The sequence below is a fragment of the uncultured Aliiroseovarius sp. genome (genome assembly GCF_947492455.1).
GTDB lineage: Bacteria > Pseudomonadota > Alphaproteobacteria > Rhodobacterales > Rhodobacteraceae > Aliiroseovarius.
The window spans coordinates 240,731-262,547 of sequence record NZ_CANLNB010000002.1 but is presented as its reverse complement, the minus strand read 5'-3'; the positions used below and the strand labels follow the sequence as shown (position 1 = coordinate 262,547).

The window sequence follows — 21,817 nt, the reverse complement described above, 5'->3', positions numbered from 1 at the left end:
TTCTTTCCTGAATGGCGTGATCTTGCGGAAAATACCATATATAAAATCAGCAAAACGAAGACCGAGGCAGAAAAATAGGTGACTCTCAATGCGGATCCGCTTGATCAAGCTTGTGTTCTTTCTGGCAATTTTGGGCGTGATTGGGCTGTCGGGCTATGCCTATCTGGGTGATATGTCGCCTCCGAGCACGCCGCAAAGCACCACTGTGACGCTGAATGGCGATTAAAGAATTCTACAAAGCCGCGTTTTTAAGCGCGGCTATTGTCCAGTCTGCTGGATTGGCGCAGGCGCAGGTGACACATGGCGCGCCCATGTCGGCGATCGGCTGGCTGTCTGACAGTGTCGCCCTTCCGCCCCCGTCCATCGATAGCGCGGTGTTGCCTCCTGACCCGAACGAACCAGACGTGACGACAGGCGCATCGGTTGCCCAAGTCACGATGAGCCTTCTGGAAACCCCGGTGCTGGACGCCGTTGGATTGTTGTCCAGCGCGACCACAGGGTTTTCGCGCGATTTGTGGGGCAGTTCCCGCCCGGATGATCTGGCGCGGCGCATCACGGACATGCCTTTGTACCTGTATCCAGCGATGCAGGACCTGCTGAACACGCTTCTTCTGGCCGAGCTCAATCCACCCAAAGGCGCGCGCACCGGCGATGATCGCCTGTTCATGGCACGGGTCGATCGGCTGTTGTCCATCGGCGCCTTGGATCAGGCTGAGGCACTGTTAAACCGGGCCGGAACCAGTAATCCGCGCGTGTTCCGTCGCGGCTTTGACACTGCACTGCTTCTTGGCACCGAGGATCGGTTTTGCGAGATCCTGACGAACTCTCCTGACCTCAGCCCGACCTTCACCGCGCGTGTCTTCTGCTTGGCCCGGTCTGGCGAATGGGACGCAGCAGTCCTGACGCTCGAAACTGGACGCGCTCTGGGGTACATTTCGGATTTCGAGGACGCGCTGCTGGCGCGTTTTCTGGATCCTGAATTGTTTGAAGGCGAGCCTCCCTTGCGGCGCCCGCATGATCTGACCCCCCTGACCTTCCGCATGTTCGAAGCAATTGGCGAGCATATCCCGACCGGAAACCTGCCGCTGGCCTTCGCGCAGGCCGATTTGCGCGCCAATATCGGCTGGAAAGCGCGTGCTGAAGCAGCCGAGCGTCTGGCCCGTGTGGGGGCTGCCACGCCGAACCAACTGCTGGGGCTCTATACTGAACGCCGTCCTGCGGCCTCGGGCGGGATTTGGGACCGGATGCAGAGCGTGCGCCGGCTTGAACAGAGCCTGAGCAGCGGCAACGAAGCCGCGCTAAGCGCATCCTTGACCACCCTCTGGCCGCAGATCGAGGACGCCGCGTTGGAAGTCCCCTTCGCACAGTTGTTCGGTGGGCGTCTGATATCGCACATTCCGCAAGATCGTGACGCCCGTAAAGTTGCGCTGTCTCTGGGGCTGCTATCGTCAAAAAGCGAAGAGTTCGCAACCTCTTGGCCAACTCGCGACGACGGAGGAAAAGAAGCGCTGTTGACCGCAATCGCTCTGGGCAACACGCAAACTGCGACGGGTTATAACGCGACATCGCGGGCAGTTGTTGAGGGGCTGAACGCGCGTGATATCCCGGTGCGCTTGAAATCTCTGATGGACAGCAACCGGATGGGCGAAGCCATCCTGCGCGCCATTACGTTGTATGAAAGCGGCACCCACGGCAACCTGGATGAGATCGCCGATGCGCTGGCCTTCTTCCGCCAGATCGGTCTGGAACGTGTTGCGCGCCAAGCCGCGCTAGAGGTTCTGATCCTCGAGAGGCGCGGATGACCCCCGACCACACGCGCTGGATCTCGGCGTTTCTGGATGCGCAGGCGGCCGAACTAGGGGCTTCAGAAAACACGCGACTGGCCTATGGACGTGACTTGAAGGCCTTTACCGAGTTCATCGAGGACAAATCAAAACGGTTTGATGACCTGTCGCGCGCGGATATCGAAGCCTATCTGGTCGATTGCGACGTGCAGGGTTTAGCGGCCTCGACCCGTGCGCGCAGGCTGTCTTCGATCAAGCAACTGTTTCGCTTCGCTTATGAAGAGGGCTGGCGTACGGACAATCCAGCCTTGAAAATTCGCGGGCCGGGGCAGATGAAATCGCTGCCGAAAACCCTTTCGGAAGAGCAGGTAGAGGCGCTTTTGGGCGCCACCCGCGCCATGGGACGCACGGATGCAGACCGGCTGCGCAATATCTGTTTGATGGAGCTGCTCTATGCGACAGGGATGCGCGTCAGTGAACTTGTGTCCCTTCCCGTTTCCGCTGCGCGCGGCGATCCCCAGCTTCTTCTGATCCGAGGGAAAGGCGACAAGGACCGGTTGGTGCCTCTGTCGTCCGAGGCCCGCGCCGCGCTGTCTGACTGGCTGGAGTTTCGCGACACTGCCGAAGACACCGCGCGGATCGAGAAAGGCGCAAAGCCCTCGCCCTTCCTATTCCCCTCCACGGGCGCCTCTGGCCATCTGACCCGTCACCGGTTCTACGCGATCATCAAGGACATCGCCGTGGCTGCAGGCGTGTCACCCGGCGACGTCACGCCCCACCGGCTGCGCCACGCTTTTGCAACACATCTGCTGGCTCATGGCGCTGACCTCAGGTCAATACAGGCGCTGCTGGGCCATGCGGATCTTGCCACCACCGAAATCTACACGCATGTTCTGGAAGAACGCCTGCGCGAGCTGGTCTTCACCCACCATCCGCTTGCCGAGAAGGACTAGGTCATGAGTGTTTTGGTAACCGTGCTGATCCTGCTGATCGTAGCACTTCACCTCTATATCCTGTGGTTCGAGATGTTCGCGTGGGAAAGCCGAGGCCCGAAGGTCTTTCGCAGCTTCCCGCGCGACCTGTTTGCCCCGACAAAGGCGATGGCCGCCAATCAGGGGCTTTATAACGGGTTCCTCGCCGCAGGCCTGATCTGGTCGCGCCTGATTTCTGATCCCGTTTGGGCGCAGAATGTTGCGCTGTTCTTTCTGGCCTGTGTTGCTGTCGCGGGCATTTTCGGCGCGGCGACCGCGTCGAAGAAGATCTTTCAGGTGCAAGCCCTGCCCGCCCTGATCACCATCGCGGCGCTGTTGATCAGCTGATCAGCTGCCGTAGAGCGCCTTGGCGCGTTTTTCAAACGCCGCCACGATCCGGTGCATCGCCTCGTTGAAGACAAGGCCGATCACCTTTTGCAGCATCGGGCTTTTGAACTCGAAATCCACAAAAAATTCGACCTCGCAGCCCTGCGGATGATCTTTGAAGATCCAGAAGGATTTCAGATATTTGAACGGCCCATCCAGATATTCCGTATCAATCCGCTGCCCCGCCTGATCCAAGGTCACTCGGCTGGTAAAGCGTTCGCGGAAGACTTTGAAGCTGATGACAAGATCCGCTTCCATCAACTGCCGTCCGTCATCCAGCGGCACCACCCGGCGCACCCTTGCGGCCGAATTCCACGGCAAAAACTCGGGATAGCGACCAACATCTGCCACCAGATCGTACATCTGTTCGGCCGTATAGGGCATCACGCGTTTTTCGCCATGTGTGGGCATGTTGGGCTTTTTCCTTCTCTGTCAGACGCACATGTCTTAGGAATGCAGGCGAGAATCAAGGGGGAAGCAATGGTTCAGCGACCATATGTCATTGATACGCTCATCTCGGCCAAGCAAATCGCGGCACGGGTGGAAGAACTGGCACAAGAGATCCACGATGAGTTCGATGGTACCGACAAACTGGTTGTTGTCGGGTTACTGAGGGGTTCGTTCGTGTTCATCGCAGATGTGGTGCGCGAACTGGACCTGCCGGTCGAGGTCGATTTCCTGGAAGCGTCCTCTTACGGAAACTCGACCGAAAGCAGCCGGGAAGTCCGTATTCTCAAGGACTTGCGCGGCGAAATTGCCGGGCGCGATGTGCTGGTGGTCGAGGATATCGTGGATACCGGTTTCACCCTGCAACACGTGATTAAGCTGTTGAAGACCAAAGGCCCAGCCAAGCTGCGCACCATCGCCCTTCTGGACAAACCGTCCCGGCGCGAGGTTGATGTGAAGGCGGACTGGACCGGGTTCGAAATCCCCGATGAATTCGTTGTGGGCTACGGCATCGACTTTGCCCAACGCAATCGCAACCTGCCCCATATCGGCAAGGTACGCTTTCTGGACACCCAAGACGGCGAGAGCTGAGCATGTACCCCCGTTCACTTCTTCGGATGGCAAAGTGGGCGCGCAATCCACCCTCGGCCAAACGGGTGGCGCTCGTTTTGACCGTGATCGCAATCTGCTTGGCCATATTCGCCGTTGAACATTTCTTCGGCGCGCCCGACTGGATGAAAGTCGAGCGCGTAAAAAGACCTTAAGTTATTTAATTTCAGGCCTTTGCGAGGCTTTCTTCGCGTGCCTTACGCAGGCGTTCGAAGTCATCGCCCGCATGATAAGACGAGCGTGTCAGCGGGGTCGCGGACACCATCAGGAAGCCCTTGCCGTAAGCCGCCGTTTCGTAATCCTTGAACTCGTCTGGATGCACAAAGCGTTCGACCGCGTGATGCTTCGGCGTGGGCTGCAAATACTGCCCGATGGTCAGGAAATCGATGTCCGCGGCGCGCATATCATCCATGATCTGCATGACGGATTGGCGATCCTCGCCCAGCCCGACCATGATGCCTGACTTCGTAAACATCGAGGGATCCAGCTCTTTCACGCGCTGCAACAGACGCAGCGAGTGGAAATAGCGCGCACCGGGGCGCACTTCGGGGTACAGTCCCGGAACGGTTTCGAGGTTGTGGTTGAACACGTCTGGACGCGCTTCAACCACGGTTTCCAGCACGCTGTCCTCGCATTTCAGGAAGTCCGGTGTCAGGATCTCGATCGTCGTATCGGGCGATTGGTGACGCACGGCGCGGATCGTCTGGGCGAAGTGCTCTGCCCCGCCATCCTTCAGGTCGTCACGATCCACCGAGGTGATAACAACGTGGTTCAGGCCCAGTTTCTTCACCGCATGCGCCACACGGCCCGGCTCGAACGCGTCCAGATCATCCGGCTTGCCGGTGGCCACGTTGCAGAAGGTGCAGCCACGGGTACAGATCTCGCCCATGATCATCATGGTGGCGTGGCCCTGGCTCCAGCATTCGCCCGCATTGGGGCAGCCAGCTTCTTCACACACGGTGACCAGATTGTTCTCGCGCATGATCTTATGCGTCTCGGCATAGCCCTTGCCGCCGGGTGCCTTCACCCGGATCCAGCTGGGTTTCTTGGGCTGAGCGTTATCCTTGCGATGCGCCTTTTCAGGGTGGCGGCTTTCAGGGATTTTCAGATCACGCATGGCTTTCCTCCGGGCCAGTAGTTCTGACCTATATAAGCGCCCCGTGCCCCCAAGTCACCTTCAAAGCTTGTTTTCCAGATATGCAGTGGGCGCATAGCCAAACGCCGGAACGACCCAAAATGACGCGGTGCAGAAAAACCCCGTTGAGCGTCATTTGGAATCGTTCTAATCCTTCCATCAACGCGCGAAGCGATTCCCAGCCACGCGCTTAGACAGTAAAGGATTTTCCCAATGAAAGCAGGCGTTACCGTCCCCAACATCACCTTCCGCACCCGCGTTCGTGATGAAAGCATCGAAGGGCCGAACCCGTTCCGCTGGCAGGACATGACCTCGGACGATTACTTCAAAGGCAAGCGCGTTGTTCTGTTCTCGCTGCCCGGCGCGTTCACCCCGACCTGCTCGACCTATCAGCTGCCCGGTTACGAAAACGGCTTTGCCGATTTCGCCGCTGAAGGCATCGACGAGATCTACTGCATGTCGGTCAACGACAGCTTCGTCATGAACGCCTGGGCCCGCAACCAAGAGCTGGAAAACGTCAAAGTGATCCCCGATGGCTCGGGCGAGTTCACCCGCCTGATGGGCATGCTGGTTCAGAAAGACAACCTGGGCTTCGGCGCCCGCTCGTGGCGCTATGCTGCCGTCATCAACGACGGTGTTGTTGAAGCATGGTTCGAAGAGCCGGGCCGCTGCGACAACCACGGCGAAGACCCCTATGGCGAAAGCGCACCAGAAACCGTACTGGCATGGCTGAAAGAGGCCAAAGAAGCTGTCGCATAAGCGATTGGCTTACTGAATGACGAAGGGCCGCCCGATTGGGTGGCCCTTTTTCAGTTTGGACAACGTGGCTTGGATCAGGGTCTGCTTTGCGGGACGACGCTGCCGTCTGTATTTGGCATCCCAATGACTAGATTACGTAGAATTGCCGCTTCGATTTTTCGCCTGTTACCACTAGCTCCAACTTAACTGCGGCGCGATTTTTGCTGATCTTTATAGGCTTCGGTCACATTCCTGATTGCCGCTTTCAAACTTTCTACCTCAATTCCGATTTGAGTAATCTCCGAATCCAACTTTTTCACCTCAGTGCGAAAATATCGCTCGTTCAGACCATCTTGCCGCAAGCGCCTAAAGTGTTCTTGGTCATCAAAGACTGCCTTTAAACCTTCCTTGGCTGGCTTGATCCGACTCTCATAGATGTCTGACATCTCGTCCTTCAGGTTGCGGATTTCCGAAGAAATGGCTTCACGGCGATTCTCAAACTGCTCCTTTTGAGCTATTGTCTGTTCAAGGCCGAACCACCCAAGGATACTGTCATCTTTGATCTTCCGCCTCTTGTTTCCAAAGAAACTCTTTGAACGCCGATGCCAGCTGTCTAGATTTGAACGCACATCGTCCATTTCATTGTGAAGCTCAGACTTCCTGTCCCGCAGTGGGTTAAGTTCGTCGTAGGCTTCGCTCTTGACCCTCTGATGTTTCCTGACCTCCGCTTGAAAATCTCTCGAGAAGAGTTCGGCGTTGTCAAAAGCCTGCATTCGGGCATTCTCCTTGACGGAGCGTCGCGCTTGAGCTGACGCTAGGTCCTTTTCAAGTGGAGCAATATTCTCTTCATGGTACTGCCGCCAAGGCTTGCCTAGTTTTCTGATGCCCCATATGAGACCACTAAGCCCCACAAAAACCAACAATGTTTGCATGGTGCTTCTCCAAAATCGTCCCGACAAACATACAACTTAGGCTTACATGACATTTCTTTAAAGCTGCGTTGTTCGAGGTGACTTGCTCGTCTGCGTTATCAGTCAGCTTGTATCACAACCAAACTGACCAAATGGCCGTGCATGACTGCGCTAAAAGCGGTCGCTAGCTAAACCACAGTATTTCAGTAAGGAGGGCTCAAAACTGCTGTTCTAGCAGCAACCGCTACCAACCGGCTTCAACCCCTTCAAAAAGCGCGCCGCGTTCGCCTGATACCCCAGCGCCGAGGCCTCGAGCCCCTTGATCGCTGCTGCATCCAACTCGCGCACGATTTTACCCGGTGCGCCCAGAACCATGGACCCATCCGGGATCACCTTGCCCTCGGTCACCAAGGCTCCTGCCCCGATCAGGCAGTTTTTGCCGATCACCGCGCCGTTCATCACGGTGGCGTTCATGCCGATCAAGGTGTTGTCGCCGATGGTGCAGCCGTGCAGCAGCACCTTATGGCCTACGGTGACGTTCTGGCCGATGGTCAGTGGAAAGCCCATGTCGGTGTGAAAGACGCAGTTCTCCTGCACGTTGGTGCCCGCACCCACATGGATCAGCTCGTTATCGCCCCGCAGGGTCGAACCGAACCAAACCGAGGCTTTCGAATCGATCTGCACCTTGCCGATCAGGTTGGCATCGGGTGCGATGAACGCGTCTTCGGCGATGTCCGGGGCGATCCCGTCCAGTTCGTAAATCATGCGTCTCCCTCCTCAAACTCGGCTTGCAGCTTGCGCACGTGGTCCAGCAGGCTGGGCTGCTGGTTGCGGCGCTGGCGGGTGGCTTCAACGATGGTGATCAGCTTCTGTGCCGTCGCCTCAAGATCGTCATTCACCAGCACGTAATCATAGCTGCCCCAGTGGCTGATTTCGTCCCAGCTTTTCTGCATCCGTTTCTGGATCACTTCGTCACTGTCCTGACCACGACCCACCAGACGCGCGCGCAGTTCGGTGATCGAGGGCGGCAGGATGAAGATCGACAGGGAATGCGATGCCATGGACGAGTTGCGGATCTGCACCTCGCCCTGCCAGTCGACATCAAACAGCACGTCTTTCCCGCTTTCAATTGCCTCACGGACGGGTGCGGCGGGCGAGCCATAGAAGTTCCCGAAAACGTGGGCGTGTTCCAGCATCTCGCCCTTGATCACCATATCCTTGAACTTTGCTTCTTCAACGAAGTGGTAATCCTTGCCGTCGACCTCGCCGTCACGCGGCGCGCGGGTGGTGGCCGAGACCGAGAAGCTGAGCGTCGGGTCCCATTCCATCAGCCGCTTGGCCAGCGTCGATTTCCCCGCGCCGGATGGCGAGGACAGGATGATAAGAAGGCCGCGACGATTTTCTGGGGTACTCATGGGGTCACTCCACGTTCTGAACTTGCTCGCGCATCTGATCAATCACATGCTTCAGGTCAAGCCCTACACGGGTCAGTTCGTTAAATTGTGCCTTGGAACACAAGGTGTTGGCCTCGCGGTTGAATTCCTGCATCAGGAAGTCGAGCTTGCGGCCTGCGGGGTCCCCTGCAGTCAGGTGCGAACGGGCAACGGTGATATGGGCGCGCAGCCGGTCCAGTTCCTCGCGCACATCGGTTTTCACGGCAATCAGCGCCAGCTCCTGCGCCACACGGTCCTCATCCGCGCCTTCAACTGCGTCCATGACACGGGCCAGTGCCGTGCGCAGCGCGTCGGCTTGTGCTTGAGAGCGTTCGTCCAGCAACGCTTCCGCCTGCCCGACCAGTACATCCACCTGATCGACCTGCCCCGACAGGATTTCGGACAGCGCCTGCCCTTCGTCTTGACGCGCGGCCACGAAGGCGTCGACCAAACTGGGGATCTGCGCTTTCAAGGCGTCGATCAGCGGCGAGCGGCTGTCAGCATCTGCGGCCCGCACCTCTATCACCCCGCGCAGCTGCGCGATATCGGCCGGGGACACCGGCGTCACCGCCAGCCCACGCATTTCAGCCTCGGTCGAGATCGCAAGAAGGTGCGAGATCGCCTGCCCCAGTCGTTCCGGATTCACCGCGTACTGCCCGTCGTCCTCTGGATGCGAGACGCGCAACGTGACCGAGACGTTCCCACGCGCGATCTTTTGTTTCAACGCCTTGCGCAGCGTATCCTCGACCCCGTCCAACCCGTCAGGCAGCCGAAGGCGGATATCCAGCCCGCGCGCATTTACCGATCTAAGGTCCCAAACCCAGGTAAATCCGTTGAGTTCACCAGTTGCGCTGGCATATCCGGTCATCGAGTAAATCATGGGTGGTTAACCATTTGATAAGATTTTCCGCCAAATTCGATCAGAATGTGACATATTAAGACATCGGTAAGCATTACCTACGTATTCGTTAACAAACGGTCACCAATTGAACAAGGATCAGGCGGATCCAAAACGGGACCACACTGTCGGGAACAAAGAGATGAAGATCGAGTATTTGCGTAACGGGAATGTTGTCTCGCTGCTGTCGGCCCGGCAGACCAAAACCTATCCGGCGATTGCACAGGTCGAAGCCTATTGGCATGCGCTGCGCAACGGGCGCCTGTGCCCCACCCGGCAAGAGGTTGATCCGCGCGGTATGGCGGGTGCTCTGCACGAAGCCTTCATTCTTGAAAAGATCGCTCCGGGGCTGGCCCGTATTCGGCTGGCCGGGCAGCATCTGAATGACATTATGGACATGGAGGTCCGCGGCATGCCGATCTCGGTCTTCTTTCAGGCCGACGCGCGTAAAGAATTGCACCGCGCAGTTGAGGCGTTATTTGACATGCCCGCGCAGATTACCCTGTCCTTGACCACAGCACCGGGTGCGTTCCGCAAGCCTATTGAGGCGCAGATGGTGATGTTGCCTCTGCGTGATGAGAACGGCGAAATTACACGGGTTCTTGGCGCGTTGCAGGTCGATGGGGACCTGAAGCGCGGGCCGCATCGGTTCTCGATCCGCTCTGTGGACACCAGTGCCATCATCGTGAAGGCCGAGGCAACCGCGTCGATGACGGCCTCGCGGAACGCCTATGACGCGGGCAAAAGCGCGGCGACGCGTGCGCAAGAAACGCTTGATCTGCGCTTGGGCACCAGCCCGGGCCTTCACAAGGGGCATGTCTATCGCGAACCTATTCCTGGTGGTGACGAGACATTTCGCAGCTTTGCCGAGGCAAAGCGACATTTTGACATACGCACAGAAATGGACCAATCTGGTTCGGGGAAATCAGAACAACGGGCACATCTGAAACTGGTGACGTCCAACTAATTTTGCCTGTATGTGGGAGCAAGGGGCGTTCTGCACTGCTTCGGGCAAATAGAAACGCCCCGGCGATATTGCCGGGGCGTTTACTTTTTCGATCTATGGTGACGCTTAGCTGGCTTTGGCGGCCAAGGCATCACCATTGCGGCGGGCCGACAGCTCTTCTGCGACCAAGAAGGCCAGTTCCAGCGACTGGCTGGCGTTCAGGCGCGGGTCGCATGCGGTGTGATAACGATCCGACAAATCTTCGTCGGTCACAGCACGAACGCCGCCCGTGCATTCGGTTACGTCCGAGCCGGTCATCTCGAAATGCACACCGCCGGGGACCGAGCCTTCGGCCTTGTGGACGGCGAAGAACTCTTGCACTTCCTTAAGCACGCTGTCGAACGGACGGGTTTTATAGCCCGAGGCCGATTTGATCGTGTTGCCATGCATCGGATCACAGGACCAAACGACATTGGCTCCCTCTTCCTGCACGGTCTTGATCAGGCGCGGCAGGTGTTCGCCAACTTTACCCGCACCAAAGCGAGCGATCAGGGTCAGACGGCCTGCTTCGTTTTCCGGGTTCAGCTTCTCAAGCAGGATCTTCAGATCTTCCGCGGTGGTGGTCGGACCACATTTCAGGCCGATCGGGTTGATCACGCCGCGCAGGAATTCCACATGTGCGCCGTCGGGCTGGCGAGTACGGTCGCCGATCCACAGCATGTGGCCAGAACCCGCTACGGTCTTGCCGGTGGTGGCATCCAGACGGGTCAGCGCCTCTTCATACTCCAGAAGCAGGCTTTCATGCGAGGTGTAGAAATCTACGGTCTGCAGCGTGTGCATACGGTCGGCGGTCACACCAGCCGATTGCATGAAATCCAGGCTGTCCTGAATACGCTCGGCCATCGCGCGGTACTTTTCGGCCTCGCCCGAGGCGGTGAAGTCCAGCGTCCATTTGTGCACCTGATGCACATCCGCCAGACCACCGGTCGAGAACGCGCGCAGCAGGTTCAGCGTCGCCGCCGATTGCGTATAGGCCTGCAGCATCTTCTGCGGATCCGGGATGCGGGCATCCGAGGTGAAGTCTAGCTCGTTGATGATGTCACCGCGGTAGCTGGGCAGCTCGACGCCATCCACGGTCTCGGTCGGAGCCGAGCGCGGTTTGGCGAACTGACCGGCCATACGGCCTACTTTGACCACCGGCACCTTGGCGCCGAAGGTCAGGACCATCGCCATCTGCAGCATCACTTTGAACGTGTCGCGAATGCCATCGGCCGAGAAATCCGCAAAGCTTTCAGCGCAGTCCCCGCCTTGCAGCAGGAACGCTTCACCACGCGACGCGCGGCCCAATTCTTCGCGCAGGCGCATGGCCTCGCCGGCAAAAACCAAGGGCGGATACTTTGCAAGTTGCGCCTCGACCTCGGCCAGTGCGGCCGGATCGGTATAGTCTGGCATCTGTACCCTTGGCTTGTTGCGCCAGGTCGACTTGTCCCACTCCGTCATGATTTTCTCCGTAAACTGTCTGTCTTCGCCCGCGATATGGGGCGACGCCCCTTCTATCCTGTCCGGCGTTTACGTGCAAACAGAGTTGTGAAACAGGAATGTGACGGAAAATTCCCATCGTTTGTCGTATTAGCATTGCTAAGTTATGATCGGCAAAAAAGCGACTTGCTGCGGGCCTCTAAACCTGCTGAATTCGTCGCTACCTTTATAGAACCCATGAAGAAAAGGGTGAGTCGGATGGCCAAACTGTCAGAGATGAATGCACAAGCCACGCATCGGTTTGTGTTCGTTCTTGTTGACGGATTCACCCTTCTAAGTTTCGCGGGCGCTGTTGATGCGCTCAGGATCGCAAACCGTGCCAGCGGGACGAAACTTTATGACTGGGTGATACTGTCCGAAGACGGCGGAGAAGTTACCTCCTCTGCTGGTCCCAGCTTTCTGGCCGATGGCCCGCTTGAGGAACTCCGCCGTGATGACACGCTGGTTTTGGTGTCTGGCGTCGACGTGCAAAGCAAATGCAGCACCAAACTGTTGAACTGGTTGCGGCGCGAAGCGCGTCGCGGGGTGCGTATCGCAGGTCTGTGTACCGCCGCGCATATTCTGGCAAAGGCCGGACTTCTGAATGACAAGCGCGCAACGATCCACTGGGAAAACCACGACAGCTTCACCGAAGAGTTCGATGAGGTCGAGCTGACCAAACGTGTCTTCGTGGTTGATGGCAAGATCATGACGGCGGCAGGTGGTACTGCAGCGATTGACTTGATCCTAAAGGTCATCGCCGAGGATCAGGGCGAAGACGTGGCCAACGTGGTGGCCGATCAACAGATCTATACGACGATCCGCACTGAAAGCGACAGCCAGCGCCTTTCCGTGCCCACCCGCATCGGAGTCCGACACCCCAAGCTTTCCGATGTGATCCGTAAAATGGAAGCCAATATCGAAGAGCCGATCTCGCCCTCGGTTCTGGCCAGTGAGGTAGGCATGTCCACACGTCAGCTGGAACGACTGTTCCGTCGTTATCTAAACCGTTCGCCCAAGCGCTATTACATGGAATTGCGCCTGCAAAAAGCGCGCAACCTGCTGATGCAGACTGATATGAGCGTGATCAACGTGGCCCTGTCCTGTGGCTTCTCCAGCCCTTCGCATTTCTCGAAATGCTACCGGTCGCATTATGACACCACGCCCTATCGTGAACGCGGCAGCCGTGGGGCTAAACCTGCGTGATCCTGCGAACCAGCCGACTTTTACTCCGACCGCCAAAGCCCGAAGACTTGACGGCTCTTAATCAGGTATTTTCGAACCCAGATGCGATGAGGTATTGGAGCCATTCGGCACACGACCATCTTTCCAAAACGGAAAAGACCCTGAATGGTATGATCGCCTCGTCTGCTGAAACCGGTTTGGAATTCGTCTTAGAACGGAACGGTGAAGTGATTGGAAAAGCCGGGCTGTGGCGCATCGCGGAAGTTGGTTACATCCTGCATCCTGAATACTGGGGGCAAGGCCTAGCGCGCGAAGCGCTCGAGGCGATTATCTCAGCGACTTGGGAGCGCTTCCCCGATCTAAATGAAATCACTGCTGAAATTGACCCCAGAAATTCGGCATCAGCACGGTTGCTGACGCATTTCGGATTCAAGCTGACGCATTCCGCGCGCGCCACAATCCAGATCAATGGAGAATGGTGCGACAGCGACTATTACACCTTGCTGCGACCGGATCCTGACGGCCCGTAAATACTGGCGTTTTTTTAAGCAAATCGCCTGCTTCGGCCTTTTCTTTTCCGATGTCCGCGCCTAGGGTCGAGACCGGAATTTTCCAATTGGGAGTACACAAAATGAAAAAACTTCTGCTCGCAACCGCAGCCTCTGCTTTGACCTGCGGCGCTGCGTTTGCTGACGATCATGCCGTCAAGATCGGCGTTCTTCTGGCCTTCACCGGCCCTCTGGAATCTCTGGCCCCGCCGATTGCTGGTGGTGCTGAAGCTGCGATCAAAGAAATCAGCGACAGCGGCAAGTTCATGGGCGGCAAGGCTGTCATGCCGGTGCGTGCGGACTCGACCTGTGTCGATTCGGCAGCTGCAACCGCTGCAGCTGAACGTCTGGTGACCGGTGAAGGCGTTGCCGGCATCGTTGGCGCCATGTGCTCGGGCGCAACCGGCGCCGTTCTGACCGGCGTGTCGATGCCGAACGGTATCGCCCAGGTGTCGCCCTCGGCCACCTCGCCGGCCCTGTCGACGCTGGAAGACAACGGCCTGTTCTTCCGTCTGGCCCCCTCGGACGCCCGTCAGGGTGAACTGATGGCGGACATCATCATGGGCAAAGGCATCAACTCGGTTGCCGTGACCTATACCAACAACGACTACGGCAAAGGCCTGGCTGACAGCTTTGCTGCAGCTTTCGAAGCTGCTGGTGGCGCGGTCACCATCAACGCCGCCCACGAAGACGGCAAAGCCGACTACTCGGCTGAAGTTGGCGCGCTGGCCTCGGCTGGTGGTGATGCACTGGTTGTTGCGGGCTATGCAGACCAAGGTGGTGCAGGCGTGATCCAAGGCGCACTGGACAGCGGCGCGTTTGACACGTTTGTCCTGCCCGACGGCATGGTCACCGACGCTCTGACCGCCAAGTTCGGCACGGATCTGGACGGCAGCTTCGGCCAGCACCCTGCATCGCAGAACGACGGCGCCGTGAAGTTGGAAGAGATGCTGGCAGCAGCCGGTATTGACGGTGGCTCGGTCTACGCCAAAGAAGGCTACGACTCGGCTGCTGTTCTGCTGCTAGGCATGCACAAAGCAGGCGCCACGGACGGTGCCTCGGTTTCGAAAGCCATTCTGGAAGTTGCCAACGCTCCGGGTGAGCCGATCGGACCGGGTGAACTGGCCAAAGCGCTGGAAATCCTGTCGAACGGTGGCGACATCGACTATGTTGGTGGTTCGGACGTCGAGCTGATCGGTGCCGGTGAAAGCGGCGGTAGCTACCGTGAAGTCGTCATCGAAGGTGGCGAATTCAAAGAAGTCGGCTTCCACTAAACCGACCCACATAATCACGAAGCAGCCCGGAGTTTTCCGGGCTGTTTCCGTAAGTTACGCCATAAACTTAAAGTGGCAGGAGAATACAAATGATCGTCATCGAGGATGTCCACAAGCATTTTGGCGGCTTTCGCGCCGTCGATGGGGCAACCCTGACCATCCAGGATAAGTCCATCACCGGACTGATCGGCCCCAACGGCGCGGGAAAAACGACGCTGTTTAACGTCATCGCGGGCGTGTTGAAGCCGACCTCGGGTCGGATCACCATGGCGGGTGAAGACATCACCGGCCTGCCCCCGCACGAGCTGTTCCACAAGGGCCTTCTGCGCACTTTCCAGATCGCGCATGAATTCGGCTCGATGACCTGCCGCGAGAACCTGATGATGGTCCCCGGCGGTCAGTCGGGCGAACAGCTTTGGAACACGTGGTTTGGCCGTAAACGTATCGCGGACGAAGAACGTGCCTTGCGAGCAAAGGCCGATGAGGTTCTGGAGTTCCTGACGATCTCGCACATCGCCGACCTGCGCGCAGGCGAGATTTCGGGCGGGCAGAAGAAACTGCTGGAACTGGGACGCACCATGATGGTGGACGCGAAAATCGTCTTCCTGGACGAGGTTGGTGCCGGGGTGAACCGCACGCTGCTGTACACCATCGCGGATGCGATCAAACGTCTTAACGAAGAGCGCGGCTATACCTTCGTGGTCATCGAACACGACATGGATTTCATCGAGAAGATCTGTGACCCCGTGATCTGTATGGCCGAAGGCAAAGTGCTGGCGGAAGGCACTCTGGCCGAGATCAAGGCCAACGAACAGGTGATCGAGGCCTATCTGGGCACCGGCTTGAAAAATAAGGACAAAGTGGGCGCATGAGCGGGAATCCATATCAGGATGATCGTGGCAACAAAGATGCCTCTATCGTCAATCCAAAGGGATCAGGGACGCTGGTGTCCGCCACGGGAACCGGCCACGAAATGCATACGCAAGAGGCATTCCTGATCGGCGACAGCATGACCGGCGGCTATGGCAAATCAGGCCCCGACATCCTGCACGACTGTACCATTGCTGTCGACAAGGGCGAGATTGCCGTGATTGTCGGCCCTAACGGCGCAGGTAAATCCACTGGCATGAAAGCGGTGTTCGGGATGCTGAACCTGCGTCAGGGCTCGGTCCGTCTGGGGGGTGAGGACATCACTGATCTGTCCCCGCAGGCGCGGGTGCGCAAGGGCATGGGTTTTGTGCCGCAGACCCACAACATCTTTACCTCGATGACGGTGGAAGAGAACCTCGAGATGGGTGGGTTCATCCGCGAGGATGACATTCAGGACACCATCGAGCAGGTCTATGAGCTGTTCCCGATCCTGCGCGACAAACGCAACCAGCCCGCGGGCGAACTGTCAGGCGGTCAGCGTCAGCAGGTGGCCGTGGGTCGCGCGCTGATGACCAAACCGACGGTTCTGATGCTGGACGAGCCCACCGCGGGCGTCAGCCCCATCGTCATGGACGAGCTGTTCGACCGCATCATCGAGGTCGCCCGCACCGGTATCTCGATCCTGATGGTCGAACAAAACGCCCGTCAAGCACTTGAAATCGCTGACAAAGGCTATGTCCTTGTACAGGGACGCAACGCGCATACTGGATCGGGCAAAGACCTTCTGGCCGACCCCGAAGTCCGCCAATCGTTCTTGGGAGGCTAAGAATGGACTTTCTGAACGCGCTTGTCGCGCTTTCCAACTTTGTACTGATCCCCGCGATCGCCTATGGTAGCCAGCTGGCGCTTGGCGCGCTTGGGGTCACGCTGATCTATGGCATCCTGCGCTTTTCGAACTTCGCCCATGGCGACACGATGGCTTTCGGAGCGATGGTGACGATCCTGTTTACCTGGTGGTTCCAGTCGATGGGTATCTCGATCCATCCGCTGCCGACCGCGCTTTTGGCCCTGCCCTTCGGGATCTTATTCACCGCGCTCTTGCTGATCGCAACCGATCGCGTCGTGTACCGCTTTTACCGCCGCGTGAAGGCCAAGCCGATCGTGTTCGTCATGGCCTCGATGGGTGTGATGTTCATTATGAACGGCGTTGTGCGCTTCATCATCGGGCCGGGTGATCAACGTTTTGCCGATGGCGAGCGCTTCATCATCCGCGCACGTGACTTCAAGAACGCCACGGGGCTGAACGAAGGTCTGGCCTTCAAAACCTCGCAGGGCATCACCATCGTGACCGCGATTATCGTGGTTGTTGCGCTGTTCTGGTTCCTGAACCGCACCCGCACCGGCAAGTCGATGCGGGCGTTTTCCGACAACGAGGATCTGGCGCTTTTGTCAGGCATCAACCCCGAGCGCGTGGTGATGATCACATGGATCATCGTTGCCGCCCTGATTACCATCGCGGGCACGCTCTATGGGCTTGATAAGACCTTCAAACCTTTCACCTATTTCCAGCTTCTGCTGCCCATCTTTGCCTCGGCGATCGTTGGCGGTCTGGGCAACCCACTAGGCGCCATCGCGGGTGGGTTCGTGATTGCGTTCTCTGAGGTGACGATCACTTATGCGTGGAAGAAAGTCGCGGTCTATCTGCTGCCTGAAAGCCTGGAACCGTCGGGCCTCGTTCAGCTGATGTCCACCGACTATAAATTCGCGGTCAGCTTCGTGATCCTGATCGTCGTTTTGCTGTTCAAACCCACCGGTCTATTCAAGGGGCAATCGGTATGAGCCAATCTCTTCGTACGCCGCTTCTGTTTGGCGCGGTCGCGCTTTTGTTCATCCTTCAGGGATCGACCGATTGGTGGATCTTTGCAGGCAGCTGGAACGCATCCCTGACCATCCTGAACATGGCGCTGATTTCCGCGATCATGGCTTTGGGCGTGAACCTTCAATGGGGTTACGCGGGCCTGTTCAACGTCGGTATCATGGGCTTCGTCGCACTTGGTGGCTTGGCCACCGTGCTTGTGTCCATGCCCACCACGCCCGGCGCGTGGAGCCAAGGCGGCGTGGGTATCGTTTTCGGCCTTTTGGTTGGCGCCGCCACGGTTGTTGCGGCGGTGCTTCTGCGCACACGCATGGCGGCGGGCCGCAACCGCACCTTGGCGACACTGGCCACGCTGATCGTGGGGTTCTTCGTCTACCGCTATATCTTTGATGCGGGTGTCGCCGGTGTCGAAGCGATCAATCCCGCGCAAACCGGGTATCTTGGCGGCCTGAACCCCGGCGGTCCGGAGAATTACAAAGCGCATGGCTATATGACCGTTCTGGCATGGCCCATAGGGGGCTTGCTGGCCGCCGGTGCAGCGTGGGTCGTCGGCAAAACCGCGCTGGGGCTGCGCTCTGACTATCTGGCGATTGCGACGCTTGGGATCTCGGAAATTGTCATTGCCGTCATCAAGAACGAAGACTGGCTGGCCCGCGGCGTGAAGAACGTGATCGGCCTGCCCCGCCCGGTTCCTTACGAGGTTGACCTGCAGCAGAGCGCTGATTTCGTGGCCCGCGCGGATAGCCTTGGTTTGGATGTCACCACGGCGTCGACCCTTGCGGTGAAGCTGTCCTATTCAGCGCTGTTCACGGTCGTTCTGGTGGCGTTGATCATTCTTGCGCAACTCTCGCTGAACTCGCCCTGGGGCCGCATGATGCGCGCCATTCGGGATAACGAGGTCGCGGCGCAGGCTATGGGCAAGGACGTCACCAAACGCCACCTGCAGATCTTTGTTCTTGGCTCGGCCCTCTGCGGTCTGGCAGGTGCGATGATGACCACGCTGGACGGCCAGCTGGTGCCGGGCACGTATCAGCCCCTGCGCTTCACCTTCCTGATCTGGGTGATGGTGATCGTCGGCGGATCGGGCAACAACCTAGGCTCGGTTCTGGGCGCATTCCTGATCTGGTTCCTGTGGATCCAGGTTGAGCCCATCGGCAACTGGCTGATGTCGGTCGTGACGATGGGGCTAGACGATGGTTCGGCGTTGAAAGCCCACCTGATCGACTCCGCGGCGCATATGCGCCTGTTCTCGATGGGGATCGTGCTGCTTCTGGTTCTGCGGTTCAGCCCGCGTGGCCTGATCCCCGAGAAGTAAACCATGACGGCGGCCAATATAGCGATTGTGCTGTTGGCCGCCGGTCAGTCCCGCCGCATGGGACAGGACAAACTTCTGAGGCGCCTTCCAAGCGGGGAGCGCCTTTTAGAAAACCGCATCCACACAATTCGTGCTGCTGGGACTGTGCCATTTGTGGCCATCTCCGAGGACCCTCAGAAGTCCGAGCTTGTCGCGAAAGCCTCTGGCACCCCCGTGCAGGTCTCCGGTACGGCACAGGGCATGGGTGACAGCATTTCAACCGCCATACGCGTGCTGCCCGATGATATCGCAGGCATTATGATCTTGCTGTCTGACTTGCCCGATGTGACCGCGAACGATCTGCGCGCCCTGATGGCCCGATTTGACGGAAAAACGATCCTTTGCGCTGCGACCGAGGCGGGGGCACCGGGCCATCCGGTGATCTTTCCGGCGCGCTACCGTTCCCAACTCGAGGCTTTGTCCGGAGATATTGGAGCGCGGGATCTGCTGAAGACCGAGCCCGTCGACCTGCATCCCCTGCCCGGCCAGAACGCCGTGCGGGATCTGGACACGCCCGAGGATTGGACAGTTTGGGAAGAAGGCGTGCTTACGCACCCGAGAAAATAACGCTCGCCTCGCGCCGATCAATCACCAGATGGTCCCGCAGATAAGAGGCAATTCCTTGGCGGCTGCGCAATCTGGGACACGCGTCCAGAATTTCATCGGCCACGTCTGGTGCGTCACGGCGGATCAGCTCAATCTCGGGGATCAGGCTTTCTACCCAATAGTCGCCACAGCGGATCATCTCGGTCTTGTCGAGAAGAATGTGGACCATCATGGGCGACACCGTCGTATCCGCCTTTGCCTGCCCGAACTCGGAAAGCATGTCGGCGGTGCAGACCACCTGTGCTTCGCCTGTCAGCATTTCACAGAACGGGTGGTCGACCAGAACCAATGTTCCAGGAGTCAGCAACGCGCCGGTCTGGCCACCCGAAAGCTCGGGGAAACGGATCGGCGCGGTGTTTCGGGACTTGGACATGGCCGAGTGGCCCAACCAGCGAATGGGAGCAAACCGCCCTTTCAGCGTGCGCAGTTGATCTCCGGCCTGAAGCGCCCGTGCGGGCACTGCTCCGCGTGCCGTTTCAACCATCGTATTGGCAGAAATGCCAGACAGCACCCCGCTCAGGGTCGCACGACGCGATTCATTTTGCGTCGAAACGGACGTGTCATTCCCGACAGCCGGCACCCCCGGCCACGATATGCTCAAGTCGTCCTCAATTCTGAAATCACGAAATACCAAAGTGTTCGCCGTAACTCGTCTTGATGGTTGGGTAGCTGTTTTTCCAGCTCTCATTAGGGGGAATTTACAGGAAGAACGTGCCTAAAGTGTGAAACAGCGGCAAAGAAACCGGTTTTTTGGTTTTCATGTGCGCTCGTTAAGATTCAGGAAGGACCATTGGGTCCAAGCGTTCTAGCGCAAGCCACTGTTTATGCGTTAAATATTAGAGCTTCAAGGTGCGGCCAATCCTGCGTAGCCGTAATACGCAACTGCCGATCGTTTCTGAAACGCGCGAAGTTCCACACAAACGTGTTCACCTTTCACGATCTTGCCACGCGCATGTATTGATCTACTCATAACGTCGCTGATCTCCGGTAGAGTGAAGCGTCCAATTTAAAAGAAATGCGGCGCAAAAAAGGCAGGGCCGTCTAGCCGTCAAGCTGATCAAGGGAATCGGTCAGATCCTTCAACAGCACCTCCGGTGGCTCGCACCCAACAGACAGGCGCACATAGCCATCAGGCACGTCATCCCCCCAGCGCGCACGCCGCTCGGCTGAGCTGTGGACGCCCCCAAACGAGGTCGCGGGGCGCAGATAGTGGCTTTGCGTAATAAAGCGTTCAGCACGCTCTTCAGAGCCCAGATCAATGCCGATCAGGAAGCCAAAACGGGCCATTTGTGTTGTTGCCAGATTGTGCGATGGATCGGTGGGAAGGCCCGGAAAGCGCGTCGCCTGAATGGCAGGATGAGCAGCCAGAACAGGGGCAATCACCTCGGCGGTGTCGCACATACGGGTAAAGCGCAGTTCCAGCGTCTCAAGCCCACGATAGAGCGCCCACGCGGCGTGCGGAGATGGGATTGCGCCGGACATTTTTCGCCAATCTTTTACCCGCGCCAGCAATGCCTCATCATGGGTCGCCACATGGCCCATCAGAAGGTCCGAATGCCCACCCGGCGCCTTGGTATCCGAGGCTACGACCACGTCTGCGCCAAGATCCAGTGGGCGCTGTCCAAACGGGGTCAATGTTGTGTTGTCGACGATGCTGATCCCGCCTGCCGCGCGCACCTCGGCACAGATCGCTTGCAGATCACACAGGTCGAGACCGGGGTTCGAGGGCGTCTCGATAAACACTACGTCAAACCCGGCAAATCCGCCCTCGGCAAACTGTGCGGTGGGGCGTTCGGTGACCTCTACGCCAAACGTGGCCAGAAATTCGGACGACAGCACCCGGGTGACGTAATACCCGTCCGAGGGCACCAACAGGCGCTTGCCCGCCCCCAGCGTGGCAAACAACGCCGCCGAGATAGCCGCCATCCCCGACGGAAGCGCGACGCAGGGCGCGTCTTCCAAGATTGCCAGCGCGTCTTCCAGCGCCTCCCACGTGGGATTGTCCACACGGCCATAGCCGGGTGTGCCAGCGGGATCTCCGGGCAGATGAAACATCGAACTCGTGGTGATCGGCAGCGCAATAGGATCGCCCTTGGACAGGCCTTGGCCGCGGTGGTGCAACAGCTCGGCCGCACGGGCCAACGGATTGAGATCTTTAGGTGTTTTGCGCATAGCATGCTCCGGTCAGCCACCGGCAGTCATGTATCACGAATTCGGCGGGAAAGTGGTGCCCAAGGTGGGACTCGAACCCACACGCCCGTGAAGGCGGGGGATTTTGAATCCCCTGCGTCTACCATTCCGCCACTTGGGCACTGTTCGGTTTGGAT

General features: G+C 58.3%; 24 protein-coding genes and 1 tRNA gene. 15 read left to right on the top strand and 10 right to left on the bottom strand.

Annotation, left to right across the window (positions count from 1 at the left end):
- Positions 1–88: 88 nt before the first annotated feature.
- From Q0677_RS04720 to Q0677_RS04705, 4 genes are read left to right on the top strand one after another with little or no spacing between them, the layout of a single operon-like run.
- Positions 89–226, top strand: a complete 138-nt coding sequence (locus tag Q0677_RS04720) for a hypothetical protein (RefSeq protein ID WP_298906460.1) — start codon at positions 89–91, stop codon at positions 224–226.
- A complete protein-coding gene (locus tag Q0677_RS04715; RefSeq protein WP_298906456.1) occupies positions 216–1,802 on the top strand; it encodes a hypothetical protein in 1,587 nt (528 codons plus the stop codon). Before Q0677_RS04720 ends, Q0677_RS04715 begins: the two co-directional genes overlap by 11 nt.
- A complete protein-coding gene (locus tag Q0677_RS04710) occupies positions 1,799–2,737 on the top strand; it encodes a site-specific tyrosine recombinase XerD (protein WP_298906453.1) in 939 nt (312 codons plus the stop codon). Before Q0677_RS04715 ends, Q0677_RS04710 begins: the two co-directional genes overlap by 4 nt.
- Before the next feature lie 3 nt (positions 2,738–2,740).
- On the top strand, positions 2,741–3,103 hold the full coding sequence (locus tag Q0677_RS04705) for a DUF1304 domain-containing protein (protein ID WP_298906450.1): 363 nt from the start codon (positions 2,741–2,743) through the stop codon (positions 3,101–3,103).
- Here Q0677_RS04705 and Q0677_RS04700 read toward each other — a convergent pair whose 3' ends face one another.
- Positions 3,104–3,553: a type II toxin-antitoxin system RatA family toxin gene (locus Q0677_RS04700; protein ID WP_298906447.1), complete on the bottom strand. Its 450-nt coding sequence runs from the start codon at positions 3,551–3,553 to the stop codon at positions 3,104–3,106. It lies immediately after the preceding gene.
- Between the two features lie 69 nt (positions 3,554–3,622).
- On the opposite strand from Q0677_RS04700, the gene hpt reads away from it, so the two are divergent.
- On the top strand, positions 3,623–4,180 hold the full coding sequence (gene hpt / locus Q0677_RS04695) for a hypoxanthine phosphoribosyltransferase (RefSeq protein ID WP_298906444.1): 558 nt from the start codon (positions 3,623–3,625) through the stop codon (positions 4,178–4,180).
- A gap of 184 nt (positions 4,181–4,364) precedes the next feature.
- On the opposite strand, the gene lipA is transcribed toward hpt, so the two are convergent.
- Positions 4,365–5,315, bottom strand: coding sequence for a lipoyl synthase (gene lipA, locus Q0677_RS04690; RefSeq protein WP_298906441.1), 951 nt, complete (start codon positions 5,313–5,315; stop codon positions 4,365–4,367).
- 231 nt (positions 5,316–5,546) lie between these two features.
- Between lipA and Q0677_RS04685 the strand changes: the two genes are divergently transcribed.
- On the top strand, positions 5,547–6,092 hold the full coding sequence (locus Q0677_RS04685) for a peroxiredoxin (protein ID WP_133488424.1): 546 nt from the start codon (positions 5,547–5,549) through the stop codon (positions 6,090–6,092).
- A 182-nt stretch (positions 6,093–6,274) separates the two neighbouring features.
- Here the strand turns inward: Q0677_RS04685 and Q0677_RS04680 are convergent, their stop codons facing one another.
- From Q0677_RS04680 to Q0677_RS04665, 4 genes are all read right to left on the bottom strand, one after another.
- Positions 6,275–7,003 (bottom strand): hypothetical protein, encoded by a 729-nt coding sequence (locus Q0677_RS04680; protein ID WP_298906437.1) that lies wholly within the window; start codon positions 7,001–7,003, stop codon positions 6,275–6,277.
- Between the two features lie 210 nt (positions 7,004–7,213).
- Positions 7,214–7,747, bottom strand: a complete 534-nt coding sequence (locus Q0677_RS04675; protein ID WP_298906436.1) for a gamma carbonic anhydrase family protein — start codon at positions 7,745–7,747, stop codon at positions 7,214–7,216.
- Positions 7,744–8,397 carry a guanylate kinase gene (gene gmk, locus Q0677_RS04670; RefSeq protein WP_298906433.1) on the bottom strand — a complete coding sequence of 218 codons (654 nt, stop codon included), beginning with the start codon at positions 8,395–8,397 and terminating at the stop codon, positions 7,744–7,746. The genes Q0677_RS04675 and gmk overlap by 4 nt, the downstream gene beginning before the upstream one ends.
- Before the next feature lie 4 nt (positions 8,398–8,401).
- A complete protein-coding gene (locus Q0677_RS04665; protein ID WP_298906431.1) occupies positions 8,402–9,295 on the bottom strand; it encodes a YicC/YloC family endoribonuclease in 894 nt (297 codons plus the stop codon).
- A gap of 160 nt (positions 9,296–9,455) precedes the next feature.
- Here Q0677_RS04665 and Q0677_RS04660 point away from each other — a divergent pair, with 160 nt between their 5' ends.
- Positions 9,456–10,280 (top strand): PAS domain-containing protein, encoded by an 825-nt coding sequence (locus Q0677_RS04660; protein ID WP_298906429.1) that lies wholly within the window; start codon positions 9,456–9,458, stop codon positions 10,278–10,280.
- Between the two features lie 105 nt (positions 10,281–10,385).
- Here Q0677_RS04660 and Q0677_RS04655 read toward each other — a convergent pair whose 3' ends face one another.
- A complete protein-coding gene (locus Q0677_RS04655; RefSeq protein ID WP_298906427.1) occupies positions 10,386–11,759 on the bottom strand; it encodes a class II 3-deoxy-7-phosphoheptulonate synthase in 1,374 nt (457 codons plus the stop codon).
- Positions 11,760–11,996: 237 nt separating this feature from the next.
- Here Q0677_RS04655 and Q0677_RS04650 point away from each other — a divergent pair, with 237 nt between their 5' ends.
- From Q0677_RS04650 to Q0677_RS04615, 8 genes are all read left to right on the top strand, one after another.
- On the top strand, positions 11,997–12,983 hold the full coding sequence (locus tag Q0677_RS04650) for a GlxA family transcriptional regulator (protein WP_298906425.1): 987 nt from the start codon (positions 11,997–11,999) through the stop codon (positions 12,981–12,983).
- On the top strand, positions 12,980–13,492 hold the full coding sequence (locus Q0677_RS04645; RefSeq protein WP_298906422.1) for a GNAT family N-acetyltransferase: 513 nt from the start codon (positions 12,980–12,982) through the stop codon (positions 13,490–13,492). Before Q0677_RS04650 ends, Q0677_RS04645 begins: the two co-directional genes overlap by 4 nt.
- A gap of 101 nt (positions 13,493–13,593) precedes the next feature.
- Positions 13,594–14,784 (top strand): ABC transporter substrate-binding protein, encoded by a 1,191-nt coding sequence (locus tag Q0677_RS04640; protein WP_298906419.1) that lies wholly within the window; start codon positions 13,594–13,596, stop codon positions 14,782–14,784.
- 89 nt (positions 14,785–14,873) lie between these two features.
- Positions 14,874–15,656 carry an ABC transporter ATP-binding protein gene (locus Q0677_RS04635; protein ID WP_298906416.1) on the top strand — a complete coding sequence of 261 codons (783 nt, stop codon included), beginning with the start codon at positions 14,874–14,876 and terminating at the stop codon, positions 15,654–15,656.
- Positions 15,653–16,480 (top strand): ABC transporter ATP-binding protein, encoded by an 828-nt coding sequence (locus Q0677_RS04630; RefSeq protein WP_298906412.1) that lies wholly within the window; start codon positions 15,653–15,655, stop codon positions 16,478–16,480. Before Q0677_RS04635 ends, Q0677_RS04630 begins: the two co-directional genes overlap by 4 nt.
- A 2-nt stretch (positions 16,481–16,482) precedes the next feature.
- Positions 16,483–17,493 (top strand): branched-chain amino acid ABC transporter permease, encoded by a 1,011-nt coding sequence (locus tag Q0677_RS04625; protein WP_298906409.1) that lies wholly within the window; start codon positions 16,483–16,485, stop codon positions 17,491–17,493.
- A complete protein-coding gene (locus tag Q0677_RS04620) occupies positions 17,490–18,845 on the top strand; it encodes a branched-chain amino acid ABC transporter permease (RefSeq protein WP_298906406.1) in 1,356 nt (451 codons plus the stop codon). Before Q0677_RS04625 ends, Q0677_RS04620 begins: the two co-directional genes overlap by 4 nt.
- Positions 18,846–18,848: 3 nt before the next feature.
- The gene (locus Q0677_RS04615) at positions 18,849–19,451 is read left to right on the top strand and encodes a nucleotidyltransferase family protein (RefSeq protein WP_298906403.1); all 603 of its coding nucleotides are present in this window, start codon (positions 18,849–18,851) and stop codon (positions 19,449–19,451) included.
- On the opposite strand, the gene Q0677_RS04610 is transcribed toward Q0677_RS04615, so the two are convergent.
- The 3 genes from Q0677_RS04610 to Q0677_RS04600 form a co-directional block, all read right to left on the bottom strand.
- Positions 19,432–20,091 carry a Hint domain-containing protein gene (locus Q0677_RS04610; protein WP_298906400.1) on the bottom strand — a complete coding sequence of 220 codons (660 nt, stop codon included), beginning with the start codon at positions 20,089–20,091 and terminating at the stop codon, positions 19,432–19,434. The two genes, Q0677_RS04615 and Q0677_RS04610, sit on opposite strands and share 20 nt — an antisense overlap.
- A 440-nt stretch (positions 20,092–20,531) precedes the next feature.
- Complete coding sequence (locus Q0677_RS04605) at positions 20,532–21,662, bottom strand: cystathionine gamma-lyase (protein WP_298906397.1); 1,131 nt, start codon at positions 21,660–21,662, stop codon at positions 20,532–20,534.
- A 53-nt stretch (positions 21,663–21,715) separates the two neighbouring features.
- Positions 21,716–21,801, bottom strand: a tRNA-Leu gene (locus tag Q0677_RS04600).
- Between the last annotated feature and the right edge of the window lie 16 nt (positions 21,802–21,817).

What these genes read in the sequence shown, in the direction of transcription:
- Q0677_RS04720 (WP_298906460.1), top strand. Translation starts at nt 89, where the DNA reads ATGCGGATCCGCTTGATCAAGCTTGTGTTCTTTCTGGCAATTTTGGGC.
- Q0677_RS04715 (WP_298906456.1), top strand. Translation starts at nt 216, where the DNA reads ATGGCGATTAAAGAATTCTACAAAGCCGCGTTTTTAAGCGCGGCTATT.
- Q0677_RS04710 (WP_298906453.1), top strand. Translation starts at nt 1,799, where the DNA reads ATGACCCCCGACCACACGCGCTGGATCTCGGCGTTTCTGGATGCGCAG.
- Q0677_RS04705 (WP_298906450.1), top strand. Translation starts at nt 2,741, where the DNA reads ATGAGTGTTTTGGTAACCGTGCTGATCCTGCTGATCGTAGCACTTCAC.
- Q0677_RS04700 (WP_298906447.1), bottom strand. Translation starts at nt 3,553, where the DNA reads ATGCCCACACATGGCGAAAAACGCGTGATGCCCTATACGGCCGAACAG.
- hpt (WP_298906444.1), top strand. Translation starts at nt 3,623, where the DNA reads ATGGTTCAGCGACCATATGTCATTGATACGCTCATCTCGGCCAAGCAA.
- lipA (WP_298906441.1), bottom strand. Translation starts at nt 5,315, where the DNA reads ATGCGTGATCTGAAAATCCCTGAAAGCCGCCACCCTGAAAAGGCGCAT.
- Q0677_RS04685 (WP_133488424.1), top strand. Translation starts at nt 5,547, where the DNA reads ATGAAAGCAGGCGTTACCGTCCCCAACATCACCTTCCGCACCCGCGTT.
- Q0677_RS04680 (WP_298906437.1), bottom strand. Translation starts at nt 7,003, where the DNA reads ATGCAAACATTGTTGGTTTTTGTGGGGCTTAGTGGTCTCATATGGGGC.
- Q0677_RS04675 (WP_298906436.1), bottom strand. Translation starts at nt 7,747, where the DNA reads ATGATTTACGAACTGGACGGGATCGCCCCGGACATCGCCGAAGACGCG.
- gmk (WP_298906433.1), bottom strand. Translation starts at nt 8,397, where the DNA reads ATGAGTACCCCAGAAAATCGTCGCGGCCTTCTTATCATCCTGTCCTCG.
- Q0677_RS04665 (WP_298906431.1), bottom strand. Translation starts at nt 9,295, where the DNA reads ATGATTTACTCGATGACCGGATATGCCAGCGCAACTGGTGAACTCAAC.
- Q0677_RS04660 (WP_298906429.1), top strand. Translation starts at nt 9,456, where the DNA reads ATGAAGATCGAGTATTTGCGTAACGGGAATGTTGTCTCGCTGCTGTCG.
- Q0677_RS04655 (WP_298906427.1), bottom strand. Translation starts at nt 11,759, where the DNA reads ATGACGGAGTGGGACAAGTCGACCTGGCGCAACAAGCCAAGGGTACAG.
- Q0677_RS04650 (WP_298906425.1), top strand. Translation starts at nt 11,997, where the DNA reads ATGGCCAAACTGTCAGAGATGAATGCACAAGCCACGCATCGGTTTGTG.
- Q0677_RS04640 (WP_298906419.1), top strand. Translation starts at nt 13,594, where the DNA reads ATGAAAAAACTTCTGCTCGCAACCGCAGCCTCTGCTTTGACCTGCGGC.
- Q0677_RS04635 (WP_298906416.1), top strand. Translation starts at nt 14,874, where the DNA reads ATGATCGTCATCGAGGATGTCCACAAGCATTTTGGCGGCTTTCGCGCC.
- Q0677_RS04630 (WP_298906412.1), top strand. Translation starts at nt 15,653, where the DNA reads ATGAGCGGGAATCCATATCAGGATGATCGTGGCAACAAAGATGCCTCT.
- Q0677_RS04625 (WP_298906409.1), top strand. Translation starts at nt 16,483, where the DNA reads ATGGACTTTCTGAACGCGCTTGTCGCGCTTTCCAACTTTGTACTGATC.
- Q0677_RS04620 (WP_298906406.1), top strand. Translation starts at nt 17,490, where the DNA reads ATGAGCCAATCTCTTCGTACGCCGCTTCTGTTTGGCGCGGTCGCGCTT.
- Q0677_RS04615 (WP_298906403.1), top strand. Translation starts at nt 18,849, where the DNA reads ATGACGGCGGCCAATATAGCGATTGTGCTGTTGGCCGCCGGTCAGTCC.
- Q0677_RS04605 (WP_298906397.1), bottom strand. Translation starts at nt 21,662, where the DNA reads ATGCGCAAAACACCTAAAGATCTCAATCCGTTGGCCCGTGCGGCCGAG.